Origin of the sequence: Pseudoduganella dura (genome assembly GCF_009727155.1) — a bacterium.
GTDB classification, from domain to species: domain Bacteria; phylum Pseudomonadota; class Gammaproteobacteria; order Burkholderiales; family Burkholderiaceae_D; genus Rugamonas; species Rugamonas dura.
The window spans coordinates 313,366-336,940 of the sequence record NZ_WNWM01000002.1 but is presented as its reverse complement, the minus strand read 5'-3'; the positions used below and the strand labels follow the sequence as shown (position 1 = coordinate 336,940).

The 23,575-nt window shown below is 65.2% G+C and carries 18 protein-coding genes and 4 tRNA genes; 13 read left to right on the top strand and 9 right to left on the bottom strand.

Annotated features, from left to right (window positions below):
• The first annotated feature begins 107 nt into the window (after nucleotides 1-107).
• The gene (locus GJV26_RS01640; RefSeq protein WP_155707097.1) at nucleotides 108-527 is read left to right on the top strand and encodes a hypothetical protein; all 420 of its coding nucleotides are present in this window, start codon (nucleotides 108-110) and stop codon (nucleotides 525-527) included.
• A 105-nt stretch (nucleotides 528-632) separates the two neighbouring features.
• Here GJV26_RS01640 and GJV26_RS01635 read toward each other — a convergent pair whose 3' ends face one another.
• From GJV26_RS01635 to GJV26_RS01625, 3 genes are all read right to left on the bottom strand, one after another.
• A complete protein-coding gene (locus GJV26_RS01635; RefSeq protein ID WP_155707095.1) occupies nucleotides 633-1,631 on the bottom strand; it encodes a diguanylate cyclase domain-containing protein in 999 nt (332 codons plus the stop codon).
• Between the two features lie 291 nt (nucleotides 1,632-1,922).
• Nucleotides 1,923-4,925, bottom strand: coding sequence for a hybrid sensor histidine kinase/response regulator (locus GJV26_RS01630; RefSeq protein WP_155707093.1), 3,003 nt, complete (start codon nucleotides 4,923-4,925; stop codon nucleotides 1,923-1,925).
• Between the two features lie 177 nt (nucleotides 4,926-5,102).
• Complete coding sequence (locus GJV26_RS01625; RefSeq protein ID WP_155707091.1) at nucleotides 5,103-5,915, bottom strand: response regulator; 813 nt, start codon at nucleotides 5,913-5,915, stop codon at nucleotides 5,103-5,105.
• A gap of 269 nt (nucleotides 5,916-6,184) precedes the next feature.
• Here GJV26_RS01625 and GJV26_RS01620 point away from each other — a divergent pair.
• The 4 genes from GJV26_RS01620 to GJV26_RS01605 all read left to right on the top strand — a co-directional run bounded on the left by GJV26_RS01620 (nucleotide 6,185) and on the right by GJV26_RS01605 (nucleotide 6,756).
• A tRNA-Arg gene (locus GJV26_RS01620) sits at nucleotides 6,185-6,261 on the top strand.
• 101 nt (nucleotides 6,262-6,362) lie between these two features.
• A tRNA-Arg gene (locus GJV26_RS01615) sits at nucleotides 6,363-6,439 on the top strand.
• 126 nt (nucleotides 6,440-6,565) lie between these two features.
• Nucleotides 6,566-6,642, top strand: a tRNA-Arg gene (locus GJV26_RS01610).
• Between the two features lie 37 nt (nucleotides 6,643-6,679).
• Nucleotides 6,680-6,756 (top strand) — tRNA-Arg (locus GJV26_RS01605).
• A 186-nt stretch (nucleotides 6,757-6,942) separates the two neighbouring features.
• Here GJV26_RS01605 and bla (GJV26_RS01600) read toward each other — a convergent pair.
• On the bottom strand, nucleotides 6,943-7,815 hold the full coding sequence (gene bla / locus GJV26_RS01600) for a class A beta-lactamase (RefSeq protein ID WP_155707089.1): 873 nt from the start codon (nucleotides 7,813-7,815) through the stop codon (nucleotides 6,943-6,945).
• Nucleotides 7,816-8,062: 247 nt separating this feature from the next.
• On the opposite strand from bla (GJV26_RS01600), the gene GJV26_RS01595 reads away from it, so the two are divergent.
• Nucleotides 8,063-8,998 carry a WD40 repeat domain-containing protein gene (locus GJV26_RS01595; RefSeq protein ID WP_155707087.1) on the top strand — a complete coding sequence of 312 codons (936 nt, stop codon included), beginning with the start codon at nucleotides 8,063-8,065 and terminating at the stop codon, nucleotides 8,996-8,998.
• 161 nt (nucleotides 8,999-9,159) lie between these two features.
• Here the strand turns inward: GJV26_RS01595 and GJV26_RS01590 are convergent, their stop codons facing one another.
• The 3 genes from GJV26_RS01590 to GJV26_RS01580 form a co-directional block, all read right to left on the bottom strand.
• Complete coding sequence (locus GJV26_RS01590; RefSeq protein WP_173346113.1) at nucleotides 9,160-10,098, bottom strand: OmpA family protein; 939 nt, start codon at nucleotides 10,096-10,098, stop codon at nucleotides 9,160-9,162.
• Nucleotides 10,099-10,544: 446 nt separating this feature from the next.
• A complete protein-coding gene (locus tag GJV26_RS01585) occupies nucleotides 10,545-11,507 on the bottom strand; it encodes a D-2-hydroxyacid dehydrogenase (protein WP_229419138.1) in 963 nt (320 codons plus the stop codon).
• Nucleotides 11,504-12,442 (bottom strand): LysR family transcriptional regulator, encoded by a 939-nt coding sequence (locus GJV26_RS01580; protein WP_155707082.1) that lies wholly within the window; start codon nucleotides 12,440-12,442, stop codon nucleotides 11,504-11,506. The genes GJV26_RS01585 and GJV26_RS01580 overlap by 4 nt, the downstream gene beginning before the upstream one ends.
• Nucleotides 12,443-12,685: 243 nt before the next feature.
• Between GJV26_RS01580 and GJV26_RS01575 the strand changes: the two genes are divergently transcribed.
• From GJV26_RS01575 to bla (GJV26_RS01545), 7 genes are all read left to right on the top strand, one after another.
• Nucleotides 12,686-12,883 carry a hypothetical protein gene (locus GJV26_RS01575; RefSeq protein WP_155707080.1) on the top strand — a complete coding sequence of 66 codons (198 nt, stop codon included), beginning with the start codon at nucleotides 12,686-12,688 and terminating at the stop codon, nucleotides 12,881-12,883.
• Nucleotides 12,880-13,752, top strand: a complete 873-nt coding sequence (locus tag GJV26_RS01570) for an alpha/beta hydrolase (RefSeq protein WP_155707078.1) — start codon at nucleotides 12,880-12,882, stop codon at nucleotides 13,750-13,752. Before GJV26_RS01575 ends, GJV26_RS01570 begins: the two co-directional genes overlap by 4 nt.
• Nucleotides 13,753-13,932: 180 nt before the next feature.
• Entirely contained in the window at nucleotides 13,933-15,147 is a 1,215-nt protein-coding gene (locus GJV26_RS01565; protein ID WP_155707076.1) for an efflux RND transporter periplasmic adaptor subunit, read from the top strand.
• Nucleotides 15,148-15,180: 33 nt separating this feature from the next.
• A complete protein-coding gene (locus tag GJV26_RS01560; RefSeq protein WP_155707074.1) occupies nucleotides 15,181-18,372 on the top strand; it encodes an efflux RND transporter permease subunit in 3,192 nt (1,063 codons plus the stop codon).
• Entirely contained in the window at nucleotides 18,369-19,862 is a 1,494-nt protein-coding gene (locus GJV26_RS01555) for an efflux transporter outer membrane subunit (RefSeq protein ID WP_155707072.1), read from the top strand. The genes GJV26_RS01560 and GJV26_RS01555 overlap by 4 nt, the downstream gene beginning before the upstream one ends.
• A 339-nt stretch (nucleotides 19,863-20,201) precedes the next feature.
• On the top strand, nucleotides 20,202-20,765 hold the full coding sequence (locus GJV26_RS01550; RefSeq protein WP_155707070.1) for a purine nucleoside phosphorylase YfiH/LACC1 family protein: 564 nt from the start codon (nucleotides 20,202-20,204) through the stop codon (nucleotides 20,763-20,765).
• An 84-nt stretch (nucleotides 20,766-20,849) separates the two neighbouring features.
• Entirely contained in the window at nucleotides 20,850-21,704 is an 855-nt protein-coding gene (gene bla, locus GJV26_RS01545) for a subclass B3 metallo-beta-lactamase (RefSeq protein WP_173346112.1), read from the top strand.
• A gap of 25 nt (nucleotides 21,705-21,729) precedes the next feature.
• On the opposite strand, the gene GJV26_RS01540 is transcribed toward bla (GJV26_RS01545), so the two are convergent.
• On the bottom strand, nucleotides 21,730-22,998 hold the full coding sequence (locus GJV26_RS01540) for an MFS family transporter (RefSeq protein ID WP_155707066.1): 1,269 nt from the start codon (nucleotides 22,996-22,998) through the stop codon (nucleotides 21,730-21,732).
• A 202-nt stretch (nucleotides 22,999-23,200) separates the two neighbouring features.
• Entirely contained in the window at nucleotides 23,201-23,554 is a 354-nt protein-coding gene (locus GJV26_RS01535; RefSeq protein ID WP_155707064.1) for a hypothetical protein, read from the bottom strand.
• Nucleotides 23,555-23,575 lie beyond the last annotated feature (21 nt).

Genomic DNA, 23,575 nt, shown 5'->3' with positions numbered 1-23,575 from the left:
GGCAACAGAACAGGCTCCGGTTTGTTCGATTGCGCACATACATGTCAAAGCGGCCATGCAATAGTGAAAGCGTTGAACATGCAATCAAAAACGAAAGGATCAATATCATGAACATCGATACCGTCGTAGGTAAAGATTATCTGGGCAAATGTTTCCGGGACCTGGCCGACGCGCCGATCAGCGCATTGAACGGTATCGGCGAGGAGGGTGCCCAGGCCCTGCAGCAAGCTTTCGGCGTGACCACCGTGCGCGAGCTGGCCAACCTGAACTTCATCAAGTGGGCATCGGCCATCGCCACGCTGGCCGCCGAGGAGCAGATGCTGCCACAAGACAAGGCCAAGGAAGAGCTGCTCGACGACGCCGTCGAAATGACATTCCCGGCCAGCGATCCGATTTCGGTCGATGCGGGCATCACGCGCATCGAGGTGTCGCCGGACAAGGTGGATGCGCATACCGATCACCAGCATGCCGGCAAGATCGAAGAGTGCACCGCGAACGGCAAGAAGAAGGAAGCGGCGGCCCAGTAAGCAATATTCCCAGGCGGCATCCCCGGTCGGGCACCGGGGAAAGGTACTAAAAAATGGGCGATTGCCCATTTTTTTCGTGCCTGCTCCGGTCTTTTCAATGCGCCTTCAGACCGTGGTCGCGACGCTCTTCATCTGGTGCGGAATCGGGGCGCTCGCCGCGCTGGCCACGGCGGTGCTGCCGGGTGCCGAGCAGAAGCGGTTCTTGCCGGAACGCTTGGCATCGTACAGCGCATTGTCGGCCGCATGGATCAGGTCGCCGACCGATTCGGCGTCGTCGGGGAACAGCGCGATGCCGATCGAGGTCGACAGCCGCAGCGTGATGCCGTTGACGACATACGGTTCCGAGACCACTTCGATCAGCTTCGATGCCGGTTCGCGGGCATCGCCGAGGCCGCCCACATCGCCCAGCACGATGACGAACTCGTCGCCGCCCACGCGGGCCACCGTGTCTTCCTTGCGCGACGAACCGACCAGCCGCTGGGCCACGAGTTTCAGGATCTCGTCGCCATAGGCATGGCCATGGGTATCGTTGATGGGCTTGAAGCCATCGAGATCGAGGTACATCACGGCCGCCTTGCGCCCGTTGCGCAGGGCATGCTGGACGGTGGTCTCGATGCGGTCTTCCAGCAGGCGGCGGTTCGGCAGCCCCGTCAGCGGATCGTGCAGCGCCAGTTCCTGCTGGCGCTTGCTGTATTGGGCCAGTTCCTTGTACAGGAGCCGCACTTCGAGCATGTTGTGGATGCGCTTGTGCACCTCGAGCAGATCGAACGGCTTGCTGATGAAATCGCGCGCGCCCGCTTCGAGCGCGGCGATCTTGAAGCTCGGCTGCGCCGTCAGCGCCAGCACGGGAAGATAGCCTTCCTGTTCGATTTCCTTCAGGCCCTTCATGACCTGGAACCCGTTCAGGCCGGGCATCTGCAGGTCCAGCAGGATCAGATCATAATTATGCTGCCGGTGCAGCGCGCAGACCTGGTCGGGCAGCATGGTGGCCGTGACGTTCGCGTAGCCGGCTTCACGGAGGATCTCGAGCATCAGATCGACGTTGTCCGCGCAGTCGTCCACGACCAGAATCTTGGCATTCAGGATCTCATCCGGGCTGGGCATAGTTGTCTCGCAATACGGGCCCCGGCGGGTTTACGGCCGAAGCGGAATACTTAGTGTAGCGCCGAAGAATTTGCTGCGGCGCACGTATTAAAAAAAATTCTTGTCGCGACGAAGAACTTTCAATTCGCCGAGTGTACCAAAGCCCAGACAAGTTTCTTGTAGGACATTGCCGCGTCATGCAGTAGGACACTATTTCTCGATTATAAATTAATTAATACGCATCGAGTGTTTTCTTACGCAAATGTGTGGCGTGCACACACTTCATTAATGTATATGCGGAAAACGTATATGTCAGGAAGGTTGGCCGCGCCGCCGCGCCGCGGCCAGGGCCACCGCGGCAACCAGTTCGAGGGGCTCGACCGGCTTGGCAATGTGATCCGTGAAGCCCGCAGCCAGCGTGCGGAGCCGGTCTTCGGCACGGGCGAAAGCTGTCAGGGCGATCGCCGGCACATTGCCGCCGGCCTCCTGGCCCAGCGCGCGTACCTGGGCCAGCAGTTCGAAGCCATCCATTTCGGGCATGCCGATATCGGAAAGCAGCAGGTCGGGTTGCCAGCGAGGCAACAACGACAGCGCAGCCTGCGCACTGTCGGCCGTGACGACTTCGGCGTTGCAATCTGACAACACGCGCTTGATCAGCTCGCGGGTATCGGGCTCGTCGTCGACGATCAGCACGCGCAGTCCGCCCAGGTCGCTGAGATCGCCCGCGGTGGTCGCGCGCTGTTCGCCGGCCGGTGGCGATGCGCGGCCGGGGCGTTCGGCGCCGGGAACGCGTGCCGCCAGCGGCAGACGCACGGTAAATGTTGCACCGCGGCCTTCGCCGGCGCTGGTGGCCGCCACGGTGCCGCCGTGCTGTTCGACCAGGTGGCGCACGATCGACAGCCCCAGCCCCAGGCCGCCGTGCCGGCGCGTGGTCGACGAATCGGCCTGGCGGAAATGTTCGAACACATGGGCGAGGAATTCGTGGCCGATGCCGATGCCGGTATCGGCCACGACGATTTCGGCATGGCCACCGGCCTCGCGCACGCCGATGCGTACCGTGCCGTCCTGGGGCGTGAACTTGATCGCGTTCGACAGCAGGTTCCACAGCACCTGCTGAAGCCGGCCCGCATCGGCGGCCACCGTGCCACACGGCTGGAAGCCGCGTTCGATGACGATATTCTTGCCCGCCGCGGCCGGGCGCACCGTGTCGATCGCCGCATCGGCCACCGCCGCCGGGGCGACGGCGCCGATGTCGAGCAGGATCTTGCCGGACATGATGCGGCTCATGTCCAGCAGGTCCTCGATCAGCTGGGCCTGGGCGCGCGCGTTGCGCTCGATCGTCTGCAGGCCCTTCTGCAGGTCGGCCTCGCCCCGGCCGCCGCGCCGCAGCACCTGCGACCAGCCGAGGATGGCCGTCAGCGGCGTGCGCAGTTCGTGCGACAGCGTGGCGAGGAATTCATCCTTCATCTGGCTCGACCGCTCGGCCTCGGCGCGCGCGTTGCGCTCGCTGTCGAGCAGGGCGATGCGTTCCTCGGCGGCCCGGCGCGCCGCCTCGTTGAGCCGGGCATTGTCGATCGCCACGCCCGCCTGGGCGGCGATGCCGCCGATGATCCGCTCGGTGCGGTCGCTGAACATGTCCGGCTCGGGGTGCCCGAACAGCAGCGTACCGATGACGCTGCCATCGCGCGACATCACCGGCGCGGCCAGGAAGCTGCGCAGCAGCGCGGCCTGCTCGTGCCGCAACGCAGGAGCGCATTCCGGGTGGCGCAGCAGGTCGCCGCAGCGCGTGATGCCGGCGCCGCGCAGCGTGTCGCCGAACAGGGCCGTGGCATGCTCGGGCGTCAGATTGTGGAACAGCGGCGGCGGCTGGCCCGATAGCGTGAATGGCGTCAGCGCCGGGCCCCGGTACGCGTCGATGTGCCCGCGTTCGCCGCGGTGCAGCTCGGCGCCGTCGCCGGAGCAGTCGTAGAAGAAGGTGCCGAAGCGCGCTCCGCTGATGCGGGTGGCGGCATCCGTCACTTCCTGCAGCAGCGGCTGCAGGTCGCGGTGCCGGGCCAGCGCATTGCCGGTGCTGTTGAGCAGTTCCAGCACGGCCGTCTCGTCGCGCAGCGCTTCCTGGGCGCGCTTGACCTGATCGACATCGGTGCTGGTGCCGAACCAGCGCATCATGCGGCCATCGGCCCCGCGCACGGGATTGGCTCGGGTCAGGAACCAGCGGTAGTGGCCGTCCGCGCCGCGGATCGGGAATTCCATCTCGAACGGCCCGCCCGTCTCGATCGACCGCTTCCAGTGCTGCGTCATCGCCGGAATGCACTCGGGATCGTAGACCTGGCTCCAGTCCTCGCCGCCCAGGTCGTCGCTCGTGAGCCCCGTGTATTCGTTCCAGCGGCGGTTGTACCACGTCATGCGGCCGTCGGCGTTGGCGATCCAGGCCAGCTGGGGGATCGAGTCGGCCAGCGCGCGCAATTGCGCCTCGCTGCTCTTCAGCGCCTCTTCGGCGGCGCGACGGGCGGTAATGTCCTGCACCATGCCGGTCATGCCGAGCAACTGGTCGCCGTCGCCGTAATTGCCGTGGCCGACAACGGACACCCAGCGCGTGCCGCCATCGCCGCCGTTGCCGCTGCCGGCATCGATCCTGCATTCGATGTCGAAATCGCGGTGCGCCACGAATGCTTCGACGAACGCCTCGCGCGCGGCCGCGCGGTCGTCGGGCACGATGCGGTCCTGCAGCGCGCGCCACGTGGTCGGCGTTTCCTCGGGCAGTTCGAAGATCTCGGCGGCGCGGCGGCCCAGCGTCACCACGTCCGTGCCGGCATCCCACGTCCATTCACCCAGCCGGCCGGCTGCCATCGCCACCTGCAGCCGATTGCTGTTTTCGCGCAGCGCTCGATCGTGCCGCCGGCGGTCATCGATGTCCTGCAGCGTGCAGGTCAGGCCCTGCGGCGACGGGCAGGTGCGCACCTCGAGCCAGCGGCGCGAAGGGGCGTGGTGCAGCTCGAAGATGGCCGGCTCGCCCTGGTCTATCGCCTGGCGCAGCCGCGCTTCGAGCGGCGTGCCGGCCAGATCCGGGAATGCCTGCCACAGGTCGCGGCCCGCCAGCGCGCCGGGCGCGGTCGCCGCGGCGCCCAGCATATGGGCGCCGCGGCCGTTGATGTAGGTGATCGTCCAGGCGCCGTCGACGACCGCGACGCCTTCGCCGATGCTCTCCAGCACGTCGCTGGCCCACTCGCGCGAGCGGCGCAGTTCTTCCTTCGCCTCCAGCATGGCGCGCAGCAGGTCTGCTTCGGAAGGGGAGGCCCCGGTGGAGAGGATCATTGGGATTGACAGTTCGGGACGATGGATTGCAGCGGACGCTGGCGCGGCCACCGCTGCGGATTGTAGCGCCGCGCGGCACGGTTCGCCCGCACGGTTGACTGGGCAGGCGACGGGCCGGACGGGCGGAAGGGCGGGCGGGCGGGCAAGTGCGCAGGCGGGTACACGGCAGCTGTCGCCTCAGGCCCGGGGAACGCGGTCGAGCATTGCCTGCAGTTGCTCGATGTCGTAGGGTTTCTGGATCGCCTCGGCGGGAAAGTCGAGCTGCTGCGTCAGCGTGCCGCTGTAGCCCGACGCAAAGATCACATGCAGGCGCGGCCAGCGGCCGACGGCGCGCCGCGCCACCTCCACACCGGAGATGCCGGGCAGGCTGACATCCGTGAACAGCACGTCGTAGGCGGTGTTTTCCAGGCGCCGCAGCGCGGCCTCGCCATCGCCTTCGGCATCGACATCATGGCCGATCGCGCGCAGCATTTCGCAGACAAGATATTGCGCATCCAGGTTGTCTTCCACCACCAGCATCTTCAGCGAGCGCGCCGCGGGCGGCGCGACCGTGGCGCTCGGCGGCGCCAGCGTGCACAGGATGCCCAGCACGGCACCGGCATCGTCCCGCAACGGCGTGTAATACAGGTCGAAGCGCTGTTCGCTCACGCCATCGGCGCGCCACATCTGCAATACCTGGCCGGGAATCGCCTGCGACTCGCCGTGCCAGGCCCGTTCCAGCACCGCGGGGTCCCAGCTCCACGCGGATGGCTGCATCGCCGGGATCCGACCCCCGGGTGGCTGCGTGGGCAGGCCGGACAGCGTTGCGTAGGCACCGTTCAGCAGCATCACCTGCTGCCGCCCCCACATCACCACCGTGGGCAGCGGGGAGTTCAGCATGAGGTCGGCCGCCACGCGCAGTGTCAGCGGCCAGCCATCCGGGTGGCCCACATCGGTGCGCGACCAGTCGGCTTCAAGCGTGGACAAGCTGTTCATGGCGGGCGCACTCATGCCGGGGTCTCCATTGTCTGGTTTATAAAGATGGTGCATCCTACACCAAACCATTCCGGCTCCTGGCGCGATCGACGGTCTACGTGGATGCATTTCGCTCTGGACAAGCGGAAAAGTTGTCCCTATAATCCTGCCTCCTTCGCAACGAATGCTGCGGAGGAAGCAGCAGGAGGCAAGGTCTTGCGGCGGCGAAGTCGGATGATTCGAAGATGAAAAATCAAGATTTCCAAACCGTAATGAATACTGTAAAATGCCGATCGCTGTCGAATGCGGCTGTAGCTCAGCTGGATAGAGTACTTGGCTACGAACCAAGGGGTCGTGGGTTCGATTCCTGCCAGCCGCACCAGGGTTTTCATGACGCAGGCCGGAAGGTTTGCGCAGGCATCAAAGAGTAGTGGGCAGCAGGCGTGCGCTCGACGTTGCGCCCGTTGCTATAATGAGTTTTTTGCGGCTGTAGCTCAGCTGGATAGAGTACTTGGCTACGAACCAAGGGGTCGTGGGTTCGATTCCTGCCAGCCGCACCAGTTAAGCGCATTTGTTAAGATGTAATACGTACTGCATTACCGGTGAACAAAAGTTCATCCGTGGCAGCACGCTACGACAGCAAGGGTCGCCTTGCGGGATGTAGCGGAGTTGAAGTGAGAAGTTTTGCGGCTGTAGCTCAGCTGGATAGAGTACTTGGCTACGAACCAAGGGGTCGTGGGTTCGATTCCTGCCAGCCGCACCAGTTTTTATGTAATGACCGAGTTGAAGTGAGAAGTTTTGCGGCTGTAGCTCAGCTGGATAGAGTACTTGGCTACGAACCAAGGGGTCGTGGGTTCGATTCCTGCCAGCCGCACCAGAACGTGAAGAAGGGACCGGAGAAATCCGGTCCCTTTTTTATATTTGAGCTATAAATCGAAGCTGAACGTCGGTATGGGAAGGAACCGGAGAATCCGGTTCCTTTTTTGTCAGCAGATTCCCTCATGCCGGCAATGCCTGTCAGTCTCCGTTTCCGGGCAGATGGACCCGGTCCACCCGCCGGAGCCTATCCGGCGGCCCGGACTGCAGCAAGCGCGGCCCGTGCGGCGGCGGCCACGATGTCGTCGCGGCTGTCGGCATCTTTCGCCCGTTGATGCGTGAACACCACGACCACCAGCGGCGCACGGTCCGGCGGGAACACGACGCCGATATCGTTGGTGACACCGTAGGCACCGGTGCCTGTCTTGTCGCCGACCTGCCAGCCCGCCTGCAAACCTTCCCGCACCGCGGCGCGAATGCGATTGTCGCCGGTGGTGTTCCCCACCAGCCAGTCCTTCAGCTGCAGGCGTTGCGGCGCCGGCAGCGCATCGCCGATCACCAGCTTCTGCAGTGTGCGGGCCATCGCCAGCGGGGTCGTCGTGTCCCGTTCGTCGCCGGGAATGGCGCTGTTCAGGGCCGTTTCCCGGCGATCCAGCCGGAACGCCGTGTCGCCGATGGTGCGCGCGAACGCGGTCAATGCCGCGGGTCCGCCCAGTTCATCCATCAGCACGTTGGCCGCCGTGTTGTCGCTGTGCTGCACGGTTGCCGCGCAGAGCTCGGCCACCGTCATGCCCCCGGCCACATGCCTGCCGGTGACGGGCGAGTGGCTGACCAGGTCCGTCTTCGCATAGCGCAGGCGCCGCCCGATGAAGCCGGGCTCGCGCGCATCGCGCGCCAGCGCCTGGGCGGCCAGGATCGCCTTGAAGGTGCTGCACATCGGAAAGCGTTCGTCGAGGCGGTTGCCGGCCACCTTGCCGGTCGCGGTATCGATGACCGCCACGCCGAGGCGGCCGTCCAGGTCGTATTCGATGGCGTCGAAGCCTGTGGCAGCCAGCGCGAACGAGGGGGACAAGGGCACTGCGGCGGCCGCGAGCAGCAGGGTACGGCGGGTGATGTTCATGGGATTTCCGGTGGTGGACAGGTTGGCGACGATTGTAGGCGCCACACACAGGTCGTGCCATGGGCGGCGAACCCGCCGGCCGGGCATTTCATCCCAGCGCCGGCTCCCCGATGAGGCCGGATCGGCCGCGCCTCGGCGATAATGGCGGCGGCCGCGATGCGATATCGGCATCGCAGCGATTATGTTGACGCTAAAACCCATGCGCTCTGGCCGCGGTGCCGGCTTAGCCCTTCAAGCAAGGTACGACATGATATTCAGTATCGCGCCCGTCGTGGGCCTGGCCTGTGACCTGACATGCAGCACGCTGGTGATCTCGGTGCAAAAACGTGGCGAGCAGGGCGTGGCCATTGTCGGTGGCCCGGGCAAGCCCTGGCGTTCGCCGACGGACGAACGCGGGCGCCGGTTCCTGTTCATTCATGCCGGCGATGCCGGCAACCTGATCGGGGTCAGGAACAACGACGTGGTTTCGCTCGACCTGGAAAAGCGCACTTACCGGGTACTGTACTCGCACGATTCGGTCGTTTTCCATCCCGCCCGGTCGGGTGAAAGCCTGCTGTTCAGCGACAGTCCGCATTTCGATTCGCGGCTGAAGAACCCGTACCAGAACCGCCGGCTTTACCGCTACGACCTGACGACGAAAAAGCTCAAGCGGCTGCTTGCCCCCTGGGTAGCGTATGCGTTGGGCGCGCCGGTGCCGACCGTCGATGGCCGGCATTGTTTTTCGATGATCCTGCCGGCGATCGAAGCGGCGCACCGTCCTGCCGGCACGCCGGGCCCGACGGCGGACGACCCGCAAGGTTTCTGCTTTCCCGAATCCGCCATGGATGGCGCCACGGCCGATCAAACGGTGCTTCGCAAGGCGGTGCTGCCCGGCCCGGCGGCCGATTTTTACGGCCTGTCGGTCGACCGTAACGGGCGATATGCCGCCGGCTGGACTGTCCAGGGCGGACCGGGCAGGTGGATGGTGTATGACCTGAAGAGCCGCATCCTGCTGCGTAGTCTGGGAACGCACCTGGACCGGGTGGCGTTATCGCCCGACGGCGAGCGGTATGCCCACGTCGCGGGTGGGCGGGGCAGGGTGAAGGGTACGATCCATGCCATCACGACAGCGGAGGTGCTGACACGATTCGATGTCGACCTGCGCCGTGTCGAAACAGTTGTCCTGACGCCCGGCACCGACTAGGCAACATCGACGCGAGGCTGCCGGGCGACGCCACGCCACGCCAGCGCTGCGATCCGGCAGGCTGGCGGTCCGTTGGCCGGGCAGTTTCGCATCGGGCAGTGCGGATGGCGCCAGCCAATGACGGGCCCGGTCGGCTTCCCGGGGCTACCGCTGGCAGCCCCTCAACCTTTTACCAGTTCGACCCGCCGGTTGCTGGCACGCCCTTCGTCGGTGCGGTTGTCGGCGATCGGCCTGTCGGCGCCGAAACCGGCCGATTTGAGCCGCGCCGCTTCGATGCCGGACGCTTTCAGCGCCGCGACGATGGCGGCCGCGCGCTGCTCTGACAGTATCTTGTTCCGCCTGGCGTCGCCGCTGTTGTCCGTGTGCCCTTCGACGGAGATCTTCAGGCCGCGATTGTCTTTCAGCAGCCTGGCGATTTCGGCGACCGTGGGCTTGCCGTCCTCGCGCAGCGCGGCCTTGTCGGTATCGAAGTTGATGTACAGCGCGATAAAGCCCTGCTTGTCCAGTGCGGTCTTCATCTCGTCAGCCTTTGTCAGCCTAATCGACCGGTCCATTTTCTTTTCTTCGAGGGTGGTGATATTCACCTGTGCATCGGTAATCCCCAGTCCGATCCACACGCGTTTATCCGCCGTGCGCACCAGGTAGGTGGCGTAGGTAATGCCATTCCCATTCAAGCCGAGCTTGTTCGTAACGAAAGCGTGTCGTGCCGGCGAGTTCTTGGCCGGAAAGTTCTTGTTGGACGGGTGCATGGTATCGACCCGTACGGCACCCAGTTCTTTCAGCGCGATTTCGTAGTTGCGCGTCGCTTCCAGCTTGGACATCCCGGCGCGCTTGAGCCAATAGTGCCGGCGGTCCACGCGGCCTTCCGCGGCATGGGGCGCGGCGCCCGCGACGAACCAGGCAAGGTCGAAATCCTGCTGCTTCGAACGGCGTTCGCCGGATGGCACGCCCGACGGCCATTCCAGGTACGGAAAGGCCGGCAGTGGCCGGGTGCTGACCGGCACGCTGTCGGGATCGAAGGCCGCGGCGGCGGTGCTTGGCGGTGCGGCCGGCTCCGCCCCATGGCTGTCGGCGATGCAGACGGCGAGCGTGGCGAACATGACGAAGACCGCGGCGGCACTGGCACGCGTGGTCGAGAGCAATGTGGATGCGAGGGGTTTTTTCATGGCGGTCGAAAGAGGAATCAACCGCAGGATTATATAAAAATTAATGAAATGTAGTGAGGCTGTCACATAATAATCCGGCCAGCCATACTCTGCTGTTGAATTAAGTAAATATTAATTCCGATAATGTCGCGAAGCCGTTACATTGTGTGAGAATCCGCGGTTCCGATAGAGCACTGGTAGTGGTTCCGCTTACCGGTTCGCCAGGCCCGGGACATTGCATATTTCCGGCATCCGACATTATGGAAATTCCCGCATCGTATCCGCGTGGTCAGGCCGTCATCGATGGCTATATCGACCCGTGATATAAGGATAAAACTGCGGCGTGCGGGATTGCGTGCCGCCGGATATCAAGCGGACGCCATCCTGCAGCCGCCTGCGATTCACGCCACGCGGTTGACCGGTTCGCCCCGCGCGAATGCCTCGATATTGCCGATCAGCTGGTCCGCCAGCCCCTGCATTGCTTCGTGGCTGGCCCAGGCGTTATGCGGCGTGAGAATGAAGCTCGGCAGCCGCAGCGCCAGCAGCGGGTTGTCCGCCGCCGGCGGCTCCTGCGTCAGCACGTCGAAGCCGGCGCCGGCGATCACGCCGCGCGACAATGCGTCGGCCAGCGCCGCCTCGTCGACCAGGCCGCCGCGCGCCGTATTGATCAACAGCGACGAAGGCTTCATGCGTGCCAGTTCGACGGCTCCGATCACGTTGCGCGTGGCATCGGTCAGCGGCGCGTGCAGCGACAGCACGTCCGACGTCGCCAGCAGTTCGTCGAAGTCCACGTTGACGACGTCGGCGTCCGCCACCGGCGTGCGCGTATGCACGGCGATCTCCATGCCGAAGGCGCGGCCGATCCGCGCCACCTGCCTGCCCAGCGCGCCGTAGCCCAGCAGGCCGAGGCGGCTGCCGTGCAGGTCGCGGATCGGATGGTCGAACAGGCAGAAGCGCGGTGCCGCCTGCCATTTGCCCGCTTCCACGTCGGCGCGGTAGGCCAGCAGGTTGCGGCGCAGCGCCAGGATCAGCGCGAACGTGTGCTCGGGCACCGCCGCATACGCGTAGTCGCGGATGTTCGACACGACGATGCCGCGCTCGCGCGCCGCGGCCAGGTCGATAATGTCGGTGCCGGTGGCGGCCACCGCGATCATTTTCAGGTTTGGCAGTTGCGCCAGCGTGTCCACGCGCAGCGGTACCTTGTTGGTGATCGCGATCGTGGCATCCTTCAGGCGCTCGGCGGCCTGCGCCGCCGTGCTGGCCGCGTATTCGGTCCACGCGTGGCCGAACGCGGGTCGACCGACGTTGGCGATCACGCTGTCGCGGTCGAGGAAGACGATGGAGTGGGGTGGCACAGGATTCAAGCAGCCTCCGGCAGTTGGGCGGGCGTGCGCAGGCGCATGCCCGGATGGTTGGCAAACAGTTCGGCGACCCATTCGACGAACACGCGCACCTTGGCGGACAGGTGGCGGTTCTGCGGGTACACGATGTGGATCGGCAGCGCGTCGGTCGTCCAGTCGGGCAATACCTGCACCATGCGGCCTTCGCGCACGTGCTGCAGCAGCAGGTAATCGGTCATCTGGACCACGCCGAGCCCGGCGAGACCAGCCTGCACATAGGCATTCGAGTCGTTCAGCGCGATCACGCCGGGCATCGGTACCTGGATGCGCTCGCCATCCCTCGTGAAATCCCACTCGTAGATCTTGCCCGTCTTGGCGGAGAAATAATTCACGCAGCGGTGGCGCTCCAGGTCGCGCGGGTGCATCGGCGTGCCGTATTTCGCGATGTACGACGGCGCGGCGCAGGTGACGAAGTTGATGATGCCGATGCGGCGGGCGATGAGCGTCGAGTCGCCCAGCGCGCCGCCGCGCACCGCGCAATCGACGCCTTCCTCGATCAGGTCCACCGGGCGGTCGGAACTGCCCAGTTCCAGCTGGATGTCCGGGTAGCGGTCGAAGAAGGCGGGCAGCGCGGGCACCAGGATTTCGCCGGACAGGCCGGTCGGCGATTCCACGCGCAGCCGGCCGCTGGGCGACAGGCGCGTGCGCGACAGCGACTCTTCGGCATCCTTCACGTCGGAAAGGATGCGCAGGCAGCGTTCGTAATAGGCGGCGCCGTCGGCGGTAACGGAGACCTGGCGCGTCGTGCGGTGCAGCAGCTTGACGGACAGCGACGTCTCGAGCTGCTGGATCAGCGTGGACACCGTGGCCTTCGGCAGCTGCATCAGGTCGGCCGCCCTGGTGAAGCCGCCCGCGTCGACGACCTGCACGAAGACTTCCATCGCCTGTAGTTTGTTCATCGTCCCGCCTCTCCCATAGTACGGATGCCATTCCAGCGCAACTTACGGGGTGCGCGCCCGTCACTGGCTTGGTAACGTGGTTGTCATTGTTCGGATTCATGAACAATCAATTCGCCGTTGCCGTATTTATCAGATTGTAGATCAAGCCTATGATTACTGCACTGCATCAAAGAAATCATTTCTCTGGCAGCTCGTTGGTGGATTCGTCGGCCCCCCGGGTAGGCGACATACGGAAGGTTGATCATGGAACTGCGGAACATTCTCATCATCGTGGCATTGGCGCTGTATGCGCTGGCCATGGCCGGCATCGTCAGCACGGACACGTACTCGCAGGCGGCGGGCGCCGAAGCGCGCGGCCTGCATGCACTGATGGCCGAGGTGCGTTCCGGCGGTGCGGTCGACCCGATGCTGGCCGATGCGCCGCGGGCGGTAACGCGATGAGCGCACTGCAGCCGCGCCTCATGCCCCTGGCGGACGACCTGGTGTTGCGCGACCTGGCGGCGCAGGGTGCCGACGGCCCGCTGCCGGCACGGCTTTACCTGGCCGGCGCCGCCGCCACGAAGCGCGAAACGCTGGTGGTGTTCTTCCATGGCGGCGGCTTCGTCGGCGGCTCCATCGACGAGGCGGACGATTTCCTGTCGCGCCTCGTCAGCGGCGACCGCACCCAGGCGGCGCTGTCGGCCGGCTACACGCTGGCATCGGTCAAGCCATTCCCGGCGGCCGTCGAAGACGCGCATGCGCTGCTGCTATGGGCAAAGAAGAACAAATCGAAACTCAGCTGGAACGGCAAGCGTCTCGTGGTGGCCGGCGTCGAGGCCGGCGCCAACCTGGCCGCGGTGGTATCGCTGATGGCGCGCGACCGCGGCGGGCCCGCGCTGGCCGGCCAGGTGCTGATCATGCCGATGCTCGATCCGGCGCTGTCCACCTGCTCGATGCGCGAGGTGCCGGTATGCCGCGACAGGGCAGCCGTCGTCGACAGGGTGGCAGGCAACTGCGCGGCCGGCTACCGCGGCTACCTGCCGAACGCCGCCGACCGCAGCCACCCTTATGCGTCGCCGCTGCAATCGTCGCGGCTGAAGAACCTGCCGCCGGCGCTGATCCTGTCGGCCGAGGACGATCCTTTGCGCGACGAAGCCGAACAGTACGGTGCCAAGCTGATCAAGTGCGGCATCACCACCACCGTCAGGCGCCTGCCGCCGGCGCCGCTCGAACAACCTGGCGGGCGCAACGATTGTGCCTGCATCTTTGCATTGACCGAAATTGCCGCCTTCATTCGCGGTGCCGATGGGATGGAGCACCCACCAGCCTAATAAATAAATTAAAACGTTTACTTATCGTCGGGCTGGCGATATAGTTAAACGATCAAGTTCCTGTAATCAACATCAAACGCGCTGCGAAAGCGCGGTGGGCCCGCTTTTTCTCTCGAGCTAGGCGAGCGAACGGCGGTAACGCTAGGTTATTACTTTTTTTCATACAAAACGGGGTTAAAAATGAAAAACACGAATACATTGACAGCAATGGCGCGACCACTCGTCGTGGCACTGGCCGCGGCCGGCATGGTGATCACGCTGGCCGGGTGCGAAGATGCGACCGGCAAGACGGCCGATGCCTCCGCAAACGCCGCTGCTGCCGGCGGTCCACCCATTTCCGCGGCACTGGTGATCGAAAAGCCGGTCACCGAAACCCAGGAATTCTCCGGCCGGATCGAAGCGATCGACCATGTGCAGATCCGCTCGCGCGTGTCCGGCTTCATCACCGCGGTGAACTTCAAGCCGGGCAGCGAAGTGAAGAAGGGCGATGTGCTGTTCGTGATCGATCCCCGTCCGTACCAGGCCGAAGCCGACCGCGCCCAGGCGGCCGCCAGCTCGGCCCGTGCCCGTTCCGAACTGGCCCGCCTGGAACTGAGCCGCGCTGAAAAGCTGCTGGCCGACAAGGCCATCGCGCAGCGCGAGTTCGACGAGCGCGCGTCGTCGCAGAAGGAACTCGATGCCAGCGCCCGTGCCGCGCAGGCCCAGTACGAAGCGGCGAAGCTGAACCTGTCCTATACGAGGGTCACGGCGCCGATCGACGGCCGCGTGTCGAAGGCCGAGATCACGCTGGGCAACCTGGTCGACGCCACCGCCGTGCTGACCTCCGTCGTCTCGCTCGACAAGATCTACGCCAGCTTCGACGGCGATGAAGATACCTACCTGCGCGTGGGCACGCAAAACCACAAGGGCGAGCCCGTCGTGGTGAAGGTCGGCCTGGCCAACGAGGAAGGCTTCCCGCACGAAGGCAAGCTCGAATTCGTCGACAACCAGCTCGATCCGCAAACCGGTTCGGTGCGCATGCGCGCCACGTTCGACAACAAGGACCGCGGCCTGGTGCCGGGCCTGTTTGCCCGCGTGCAGCTGGGCGGCGGCAGCGCCACCAGCAACGCGGTGCTGATCAACGACCGCGCCGTGGGCACGGACCAGAACCGCAAGTTCGTCTTCGTGGTCGGGGCCGACAACAAGGCCGAGTACCGCGCCGTGAAGCTGGGGCCGACCGTCGATGGCCTGCGCGTCGTGAAGGAAGGCCTGAAGGCGAACGAGAAGATCGTCGTCAACGGCCTGCAGCGCGTGCGCCCCGGTGCGCCCGTGTCGCCGCAGATGGTGCCGATGGAATCGGCCGTGGCCGCCAAGCCGCAGGACAACAAGAAAGGTGCCGATGTTGCGGCGCTGTGATAGCAGCCCTTCGGACCAGAACAAGGAAAAACCATGAACTTCTCACGCTTTTTTGTCGACAAACCGATTTTCGCGGCCGTGCTGTCGATCATCGTGTTCGTCGCGGGGCTGATCTCCATCTTCAAGCTGCCCATTTCCGAGTATCCGGACGTGGTTCCGCCCTCGGTCGTGGTGCGGGCCCAGTATCCCGGCGCCGATCCGAAGATCATCGCCGAAACGGTGGCCGCGCCGCTCGAGGAACAGATCAACGGCGTTGAAAACATGCTGTACATGTCGTCGCAGAATACCAGCGACGGCGCGCTGCAGCTGACCGTCACGTTCGCGATCGGCACCAATGTCGAGCAGGCCGAAACGGCCGTGCAGAACCGCGTGCAGCGGGCCTTGCCGCGCCTGCCGGAAGAGGTACGCCAGATCGGCGTCACCACCGTCAAGTCGTCGCCGAACCTGACGATGGTGGTCCACCTGAATTCGCCGGACGGCCGCTACGACGACCTGTACCTGCGCAATTACGCGGTGCTCAACATCAAGGACCAGCTGGCCCGCATCCATGGCATGGGCGAGGTGCAGCTGTTCGGTTCGGGCGACTACGCGATGCGCGTCTGGCTCGATCCGCAGAAGGTGGCCGCGCGCGGCCTGACCGCCGGCGACGTGGTCGATTCGATCCGCGAGCAGAACGTGCAGGTCGCGGCCGGCGTGATCGGCCAGGGCCCGTCGAAGGACGCGGACTTCCAGCTCACCGTGAAGACCCATGGCCGCCTGGCGACCATCGAGGAATTCGGCGACATCGTCGTCAAGGCCGGCAGCGACGGCGCCGTCACGCGGCTGAAGGATTTGGCACGCCTGGAAATGGGTTCCAATTCCTACGCGTTGCGCTCGCTGCTGAACAACAAGTCGGCGGTGGCGATCCCCATTTTCGAAGCGCCGAACGCCAACGCGCTGCAGCTGTCCGCGGACGTGCGGGCGCGGATGGCCGAGCTGTCGAAAGATTTCCCGGAAGGCGTCGAATACAGCATCGTGTACGACCCGACCCAATTCGTGCGCGAGTCGATCAACTCGGTGATCCATACGCTGATCGAAGCGGTGGTCCTGGTCGCCATCGTGGTGATCATCTTCCTGCAGACCTGGCGCGCTTCCATCATCCCGCTGCTGGCCGTGCCGGTATCGGTGGTGGGCACCTTCGCCGTGATGATGATGTTCGGCTTCTCGATCAACACGTTGTCGCTGTTCGGCCTCGTGCTGGCGATCGGCATCGTGGTCGACGATGCGATCGTCGTGGTGGAAAACGTCGAGCGCAATATCGAGAACGGCCTCACGCCGCGCGATGCGACGATCCAGGCGATGAAGGAAGTGTCGGGCCCGATCATCGCGATCGCCCTGGTGCTGTGCGCCGTGTTCGTGCCGATCGCGTTCGTTTCCGGCCTGACCGGCCAGTTCTATCGCCAGTTCGCGCTGACGATCGCGATTTCCACCGTGATCTCCGCTTTCTCGTCGCTGACGCTGGCGCCGGCGCTGTCGGCCGCGCTGCTGAAGGGCCATCACGAACCGAAGGACGCGCTGACGCGCGGCATGGACAAGGTGTTCGGCCGCTTCTTCAAGGCCTTCAACAAGTTCTTCAACAAGTCCGCGCACAGCTACGAGAACGGCGTCAAGGGAGCCTTGCGGCGCAAGGGCGCTTCGCTGGTCGTCTATGCGTTGCTGGGCGCCGCCGGCCTGTTCATGTTCAAGGCCGTGCCGCCGGGCTTCGTGCCGGGGCAGGACAAGCAGTACCTGATCGGCTTCGCGCAGCTGCCGGATGCCGCGTCGCTGGACCGCACGGATGAAGTGATCCGCAAGATGTCGACCATCGCCGAGGATATCCCGGGCGTGGAAAACTCGATCTCGTTCCCGGGCCTGTCGATCAACGGCTTCACCAACGCGCCGAACGCCGGCATCGTGTTCCTGGGCCTGGAGCCGTTCGAGAAGCGCAAGGACAAGAGCATGTCCGCCGAGGCGATCGCCGCCGAGATGAACAAGCGCATGGGCGCCGTGCAGGATGCGTTCGTGATGGTGCTGCCGCCGCCACCGGTCAACGGCCTCGGTACCACGGGCGGCTTCAAGCTGATGATCGAAGACCGCGGCAACCTCGGCTACGACGAGCTGTTCAAGGCGGTGCAGGCCGTGCAGGCCAAGGCGGCGCAGGAACCGCGGCTGCAGGGCGTGTTCTCCGGCTACCAGATCAACGTGCCGCAACTGTTCGCCGACGTCGATCGCGTCAAGGCGAAACAGCTGGGCGTGCCGCTGCAGACGATCTACCAGACCCTGCAGATCAACCTGGGCTCGCTGTACGTGAACGACTTCAACCAGTTCGGCCGCACCTACCAGGTGCGCGTGCAGGCCGATGCGCAGTTCCGTTCGCAGCCCGAGCAGATCGCGCAGCTGAAGGTCAAGAACGACCAGGGCGAGATGATTCCGCTGTCGTCGCTGATGCGCCTGAAGGATACGTATGGTCCGGACCGCGTGCAGCGCTATAACAACTACGTGGCGGCGGACCTGAACGGTGGCCCGGCCGCGGGCGTGTCGTCCGGCCAGGCGCAGGCCCTGATGGACCAGATCCTGCGCGACACGCTGCCGAAGGGGATCACCTACGAATGGACCGACCTCACGTACCAGGACATCCTGGCCGGCAACACGATGATCTACGTGTTCCCGCTGTGCGTGCTGCTGGTGTTCCTGGTGCTGGCCGCGCAGTACGAGAGCTGGACCTTGCCGCTGGCGGTGATCCTAATCGTGCCGATGTCGATCCTGTGCGCGCTGATCGGCGTGAAGCTGACCGGTGGCGACAACAATATCTTTACCCAGATCGCACTGTTCGTGCTGGTCGGGCTGGCGTCGAAGAACGCGATCCTGATCGTGGAATTCGCACGCGAGCTGGAAGATCACGGGCGCAGCGTCGTCGACGCCGCACTGGAGGCTTGCCGCCTGCGTCTGCGCCCCATCCTGATGACGTCGATCGCATTCATCATGGGCGTGCTGCCGCTGGTGTTCTCCACCGGCGCGGGCGCCGAGATGCGCCATGCGATGGGCGTCGCCGTGTTTGCCGGCATGCTGGGCGTGACGTTCTTCGGCCTGTTCCTGACACCGGTGTTCTATGTACTGCTGCGCACGCTGGCCAAGCGCCTCGACGAGAAGAAGAAAGTTCCGGCGCACGACGTGTCGCTGGTGAAAATGGAAGGGACCCACGTATGAACAACCTGAAGAACAAGCTCACCGCGCGTGGCCTTGCTCCCCTGGTGGCCGCGCTGGTATTGACCGCCTGTGCCGCGCCCGAATTCAAGCAGCCCGACGTCGCCGTGCCGGCGGCCTTCAAGGAGCCGCAGGCCCTGGGCGATGTGAAAGTCGCCGCCGATGGCACGCGCTGGAAGGAAGCGCAGCCGGCGGAGCAGCAGCCGCGCGGCGAATGGTGGCTGGCGTTCAACGACACGGCCCTCAATGAACTGATGGCCGAATCGATCCGCAACAATGCCAACCTCACGGTGGCCGCGGCGCGCGTGAAGCAGGCGCGGGCGATTGCCGGCATCGCCGAGGCGGACCGCATTCCGCAGGTGGGCGTTGGCGTGGGTGCCAACCGGTCGCGCCTGTCGCCGCGCGAAGCGGGGCTGCCACAAGGCACCGACGTGGCGCCGGTCACGAGCTACAACGCGCGGCTGACGGCAAGCTACGAAGTGGACCTGTTCGGCCGTGTTTCGTCCAACGTGGCGGCCGCGCGCAACGACGCGGCGACGGTGGAGGCGAATTACCGCTCCGTGCTGCTGTCGCTGCAGGCCGACGTGGCCCAGACCTGGTTCCGCCTGCGCGCCACGGACGCCGAACTGGCGACCGTGGAGCAGACGGTCCGGCTGCGCGAGGAAAACGTGAAGGTCAACCAGCGCCGCTTCGACCTGGGCGATATCGGCGAATTCGACCTGTCCCGCGCGAAGACCGAACTGGCGACGTCGCGCGCCGAAGCCATCGGACTGCAGCGCCAGCGCACCACGGCCGAGCACGCGCTGGCCGTGCTGCTGGGCAAGCCGGCGGCCGACTTCACCGCAGGCGTGAATCCGCTGACGGAAGCCGGCGTGCTGCCGGGCATACCGGCCGGGCTACCGTCGTCGCTGCTGGAACGCCGGCCCGACATCGCCGCCGCCCAGCGCGCGATGCAGGCGTCGAACGCCCGCATCGGCGTGGCCCGGTCGGCGATGTTCCCGGCGCTGACGATCAGCGCCGACGGCGGCGGCGTCGGCCCCGCCTTCGCGGACGTGTTCCGCTGGAGCAGCCGCTCGTGGCTGCTGGGAGCCCTGCTGTCGATGCCGGTGATCGACGGCGGCCGCAACCGTGCCAACATCACCCGCAGCGAGGCGGTGCTGGAAGAATCCGTCGGCACGTACCGGCAGACGGTCCTGACCGCGTTCGCCGAGGTGGAAGATAACCTGGCCGGCCTGCGCATCCTGTCCGGCCAGACGGCGCAGATCGACGACGCGGTGGTCTCCGCCCGCCGCTCCGCCGACCTGGCGCAGAAGCTGTACGACGCCGGCCGCTCCAGCTACCTCGAGCTGCTGGACGCGCAGCGCAACCTCGCCGCCGTCGAACGCACGGCCGTGCAGCTGCGCGGCGACCGCGCCATCACCACCGTGGCGCTGATCCGCGCCCTCGGCGGCGGCTGGGACGCCCCGGTCAACGCCGCGCAAGCGAGCAATTGATGTTGTAACCCCGCGTAGTCCTTCACGGCGGCCCCTTCCGGAGCCGCCGTTTTTTTTGTTGCCAAACTTCGGGCGGTCCCGCGACCCGTTCAGGCCCCGACTCCGAATAATATTTCCAACAACCGGGCGGTCCGGCGATCCGGTCAGACCCCGAATTTGAGAAATATTTCCAACAGCCTAGGTCTGACCCCGATTTCCGGAAATATTTCTTCGCTATTATTCGACCGTCAAAATACGGGAGAACGTCTTGATCACCAGCGTATTGCTCAGCAGTATTCCAAATGTCGTGCACGGCTTCGGCACCGGCGCAGAGCTGGTGCCGGCCGTATTGCTGCCCGTATGGGAATCGCGGCCGCAGAAGAAGCAGGTGCACGGGACGACGGCCGTGCGGATCGCAGAGTCGCGGCAGCGGGCGGGGAGGCCGATGCGTTTCACACGCAGCAGCGGGAGATCGCCGTTTCCGTGATCACTGCCGACTGCGTGCCGCTGTTGCTGGCGCGGCGCGATGGCGGCCATGTGGCGGCCGTGCATGCAGGCTGGCGCGGGCTGGCGGACGGCATCATCCCTCGCGTTCTGGCGCAACTGGAAGCCGGCGATGAGTGGGTGGCGGCGATCGGCCCGACGATCTGCGCCGCCTGCTACGAAGTAAGCGAAGTGCTCGCACTGGATTTCGCGCGGCGCTTCCCCGGCATCCCGGCGGCGGACCTGCTGCCTTCGCACCGCCACCTGAACCTGCGGGCCATCGCCGATTACCAGTTGCGCAAGGCCGGCGTGACGGCGATCGACCATGCCGGCGGCTGCACCTGCTGCGCGCGCGATGCTTCGGGCAACCCGGTGTTCCGCAGCTACCGGCGCGGCGACCGCAATTCGCAGCAGCACGCCGGCCTGTACATCGTGGGATGAACGCCCCCTTCGGCGGTTTCGCCGTCGTGGCTTTCGCGCCGGCCGTTTCCTAGAATGACTCCGTTCATTCACACGGAAAATCCCATGAAGAAAAAACTGATCGCCGTCGCCTTCCTCGGCCTGGCCGCCTTCGCGCACGCTGGAGACTGGGACGAGCCGCAGGCGCCGTTCGCCCTGTACGGCAATTCATACTATGTCGGCCCGAAAGGCATCGCCGCCGTGCTGGTGACGTCGCCCGCCGGCCATATCCTGATCGACGCCGGCACGCCGAAGTCGCCCGCCGGCATCGCAGCGAGCATCCGCCGGCTGGGCTTCAAGATCGAGGACGTGAAATACATCCTCACCTCGCACGAACATGCGGATCACGTGGGCGGTGCCGCGACGCTGCAGGAACTGACGGGCGCCACCGTGATCGGCAGCGCCAGGAGCACGGCCGTGCTGGCGACCGGCAAGCCGGATGCGGCGGACCCGCAGTATGCCAGCCTGCCGGAGATGGCGCCTGTCGTGAAGACCCGGGCGGTCAGGGATGGCGACGTCGTCACGCTCGGCCCGCTGGCCATCACGGCGCACGCCACGCCGGGCCACACGCCGGGCGGCCTGTCGTGGACCTGGCAGTCCACCGAGAACGGCCGTACCGCGAACATGGTATATGCGGACAGCCTGAACGCCGTCGGGCAGCAGGGCTTCCGCTACGGCGGCGACCCGCGGTGGCCTGAAGCAAGGGCGCAACTGGAAGCGTCGATCGCGAAGATCGCCGGCCTGCAATGCGACATCCTCGTCGCCGCGCATCCGGAATTCTCCGGGCTGTGGGAGCGCAAGGCGAAGCAGGCGCAGCTCGGCAACGCGGCGTTCATCGATCCCGAAGCCTGCCGGCGCTATGCCGAGCAGGGACGGCAGCGGCTGGAGAAGCTGTTGCGCGAAGAGGCGGCGGCCAGGTAGCCCCGGGCCACCGGGGCTTCCTCGATCAGGCTTTCAGGTATCCATGCCGGCGCGAATCCGGCATGATCCACGATGCCGCCAGCGCGATCGCGCAGATGATGGCCACGTACCAGAAGAAGGCGCTTTCATGGCCCTGCGACTTGAACAGCAGCGCCACGTATTCGGCGGTGCCGCCGAAGGCCGCGTTGCCGATCGCGTACGACAATCCGACCGCCAGCGCGCGGATCTCCGGCGGGAACATTTCGGCCTTGACGATGCCGCTGATCGAGGTATAGAAGCTCACGCCCACCAGCGCGGTCATCACCAGGGCGAACGCCTGCACCGGCGACTGGACCTGGCCGATGGCCGTCATCAGGGGCACCGTGCCGGCCATCGTCAGGAAACCGAAGATGATCATCATCGTGCGCCGGCCGATGCGGTCCGACAGCGCGCCGAACAGCGGCTGCATCACCATGAAGCAGAACAGCACCGCCGTCATCACCAGCGTCGCCGTTTCGGCGTTCATGTGCGCCGTGTTGACGAGGTATTTCTGCATGTAGGTCGTGTACGTGTAGAACGCCAGCGAGCCGCCGGCCGTGTAGCCCAGCACCGTCAGCAGCGCGCGGGGGTGTTCCAGCACGCCCTTGATGGTGCCGGCTTTTTCGCTCTTGCTTGCCTCGGTCGCGGTTTCCACCAGTGCGCGGCGCAGGAACAATGCGACGAGGGCCGCCGCCGCGCCGATGAAGAACGGGATGCGCCAGCCCCATGCGCGCATTTCATCCGGCGTCAGGAACTGCAGCAGGCCCACCAGCACCAGGGTGGCAAGCAGCTGGCCGCCGATCAGCGTCACATACTGGAACGAGGCGTAGAAGCCGCGCTTGCCCGCCACCGCCACCTCGCTCATGTAGGTGGCACTGGTGCCGTATTCGCCGCCCACCGACAGGCCCTGGATCAGGCGCGCGAGCAGCAGCAGGAACGGTGCCCAGTAGCCGATGCTGGCATAGGTGGGCAGCAGACCCACCATCAGCGAGCCGAAGCACATCAGCAGTACCGACGCCATCATCGAGGTGCGGCGCCCGAGCCGGTCGGCGATACGGCCGAACAGCCAGCCGCCCAGCGGGCGCATGAAAAAGCCCACGGCAAAGATGCCGGCGGTGTTGAGCAGCTGCGAGGTCGCGTCGCCCTTCGGGAAGAAGGCGGCGGCGAAATACAGGGAAGTAAACGAGTATGCGTAGAAGTCGTACCACTCGACGAGATTACCCGACGAGGCACCGACGATGGAGAGGATGGGGCTGTGGATCTTGTGGTCGCTCATGGTCAAGCCTGTTCATAAAGACGGCTTTCATGATAGCGGCTGCATGCTCGAGGTGCCTGCCCGATTGGCCGGGGTGCCCACTGTCCATAAGGAAGGGTACGAAAAAAAAGCCCGTGCGCAAGGCACGGGCAAGGGAGCCGGCAAATTTTTTTGTACTCGGCTTTATCTTCCGTTTTATGTGCTCTGAGAGTAGCGACGGTATTTACTTGGTTTGCGGTGCGGTGGTCAGGTGCGCGGCGTCTTCCTTGGCGTCGGCCTTTTGCTTGGCGGCCTTTTCATGGGCCTTGGCTTTTTTATGCTTTGCATCGGCCTTGGCTTCGGCGACATCCTTGTTCGCTTCCGCCTGTTCCTTGGCGACCTTGGCATCGGCCTTGGCGGCTACCTTGGCTTCCTTCGCGTCGGCCTGGGCTACTTCCTTCTGCACCTTGGCGGCATCCTTCGCATGGGCGGCGTCCGCGTGGGCGGCGGTGGCCGGCGCGGTGGCCGGTGCGGCGGTCTGCGCGAATGCGGCGCCGGCGAACAGGCCCGCGATCAGGGTAGCGATTACTTTTTTCATGGCGTAGTCCTCGTGCTTGGT

What these genes read in the sequence shown, in the direction of transcription:
- GJV26_RS01540 (WP_155707066.1), bottom strand. Translation starts at nt 22,998, where the DNA reads ATGAGCGACCACAAGATCCACAGCCCCATCCTCTCCATCGTCGGTGCC.
- GJV26_RS01635 (WP_155707095.1), bottom strand. Translation starts at nt 1,631, where the DNA reads ATGCCCAGCCCGGATGAGATCCTGAATGCCAAGATTCTGGTCGTGGAC.
- GJV26_RS01575 (WP_155707080.1), top strand. Translation starts at nt 12,686, where the DNA reads ATGGAACTGCGGAACATTCTCATCATCGTGGCATTGGCGCTGTATGCG.
- GJV26_RS01570 (WP_155707078.1), top strand. Translation starts at nt 12,880, where the DNA reads ATGAGCGCACTGCAGCCGCGCCTCATGCCCCTGGCGGACGACCTGGTG.
- bla (WP_155707089.1), bottom strand. Translation starts at nt 7,815, where the DNA reads ATGAACATCACCCGCCGTACCCTGCTGCTCGCGGCCGCCGCAGTGCCC.
- bla (WP_173346112.1), top strand. Translation starts at nt 20,850, where the DNA reads ATGAAGAAAAAACTGATCGCCGTCGCCTTCCTCGGCCTGGCCGCCTTC.
- GJV26_RS01555 (WP_155707072.1), top strand. Translation starts at nt 18,369, where the DNA reads ATGAACAACCTGAAGAACAAGCTCACCGCGCGTGGCCTTGCTCCCCTG.
- GJV26_RS01595 (WP_155707087.1), top strand. Translation starts at nt 8,063, where the DNA reads ATGATATTCAGTATCGCGCCCGTCGTGGGCCTGGCCTGTGACCTGACA.
- GJV26_RS01560 (WP_155707074.1), top strand. Translation starts at nt 15,181, where the DNA reads ATGAACTTCTCACGCTTTTTTGTCGACAAACCGATTTTCGCGGCCGTG.
- GJV26_RS01640 (WP_155707097.1), top strand. Translation starts at nt 108, where the DNA reads ATGAACATCGATACCGTCGTAGGTAAAGATTATCTGGGCAAATGTTTC.
- GJV26_RS01565 (WP_155707076.1), top strand. Translation starts at nt 13,933, where the DNA reads ATGAAAAACACGAATACATTGACAGCAATGGCGCGACCACTCGTCGTG.
- GJV26_RS01625 (WP_155707091.1), bottom strand. Translation starts at nt 5,915, where the DNA reads ATGAGTGCGCCCGCCATGAACAGCTTGTCCACGCTTGAAGCCGACTGG.
- GJV26_RS01535 (WP_155707064.1), bottom strand. Translation starts at nt 23,554, where the DNA reads ATGAAAAAAGTAATCGCTACCCTGATCGCGGGCCTGTTCGCCGGCGCC.
- GJV26_RS01550 (WP_155707070.1), top strand. Translation starts at nt 20,202, where the DNA reads ATGGGAATCGCGGCCGCAGAAGAAGCAGGTGCACGGGACGACGGCCGT.
- GJV26_RS01630 (WP_155707093.1), bottom strand. Translation starts at nt 4,925, where the DNA reads ATGATCCTCTCCACCGGGGCCTCCCCTTCCGAAGCAGACCTGCTGCGC.
- GJV26_RS01580 (WP_155707082.1), bottom strand. Translation starts at nt 12,442, where the DNA reads ATGAACAAACTACAGGCGATGGAAGTCTTCGTGCAGGTCGTCGACGCG.
- GJV26_RS01590 (WP_173346113.1), bottom strand. Translation starts at nt 10,098, where the DNA reads ATGTTCGCCACGCTCGCCGTCTGCATCGCCGACAGCCATGGGGCGGAG.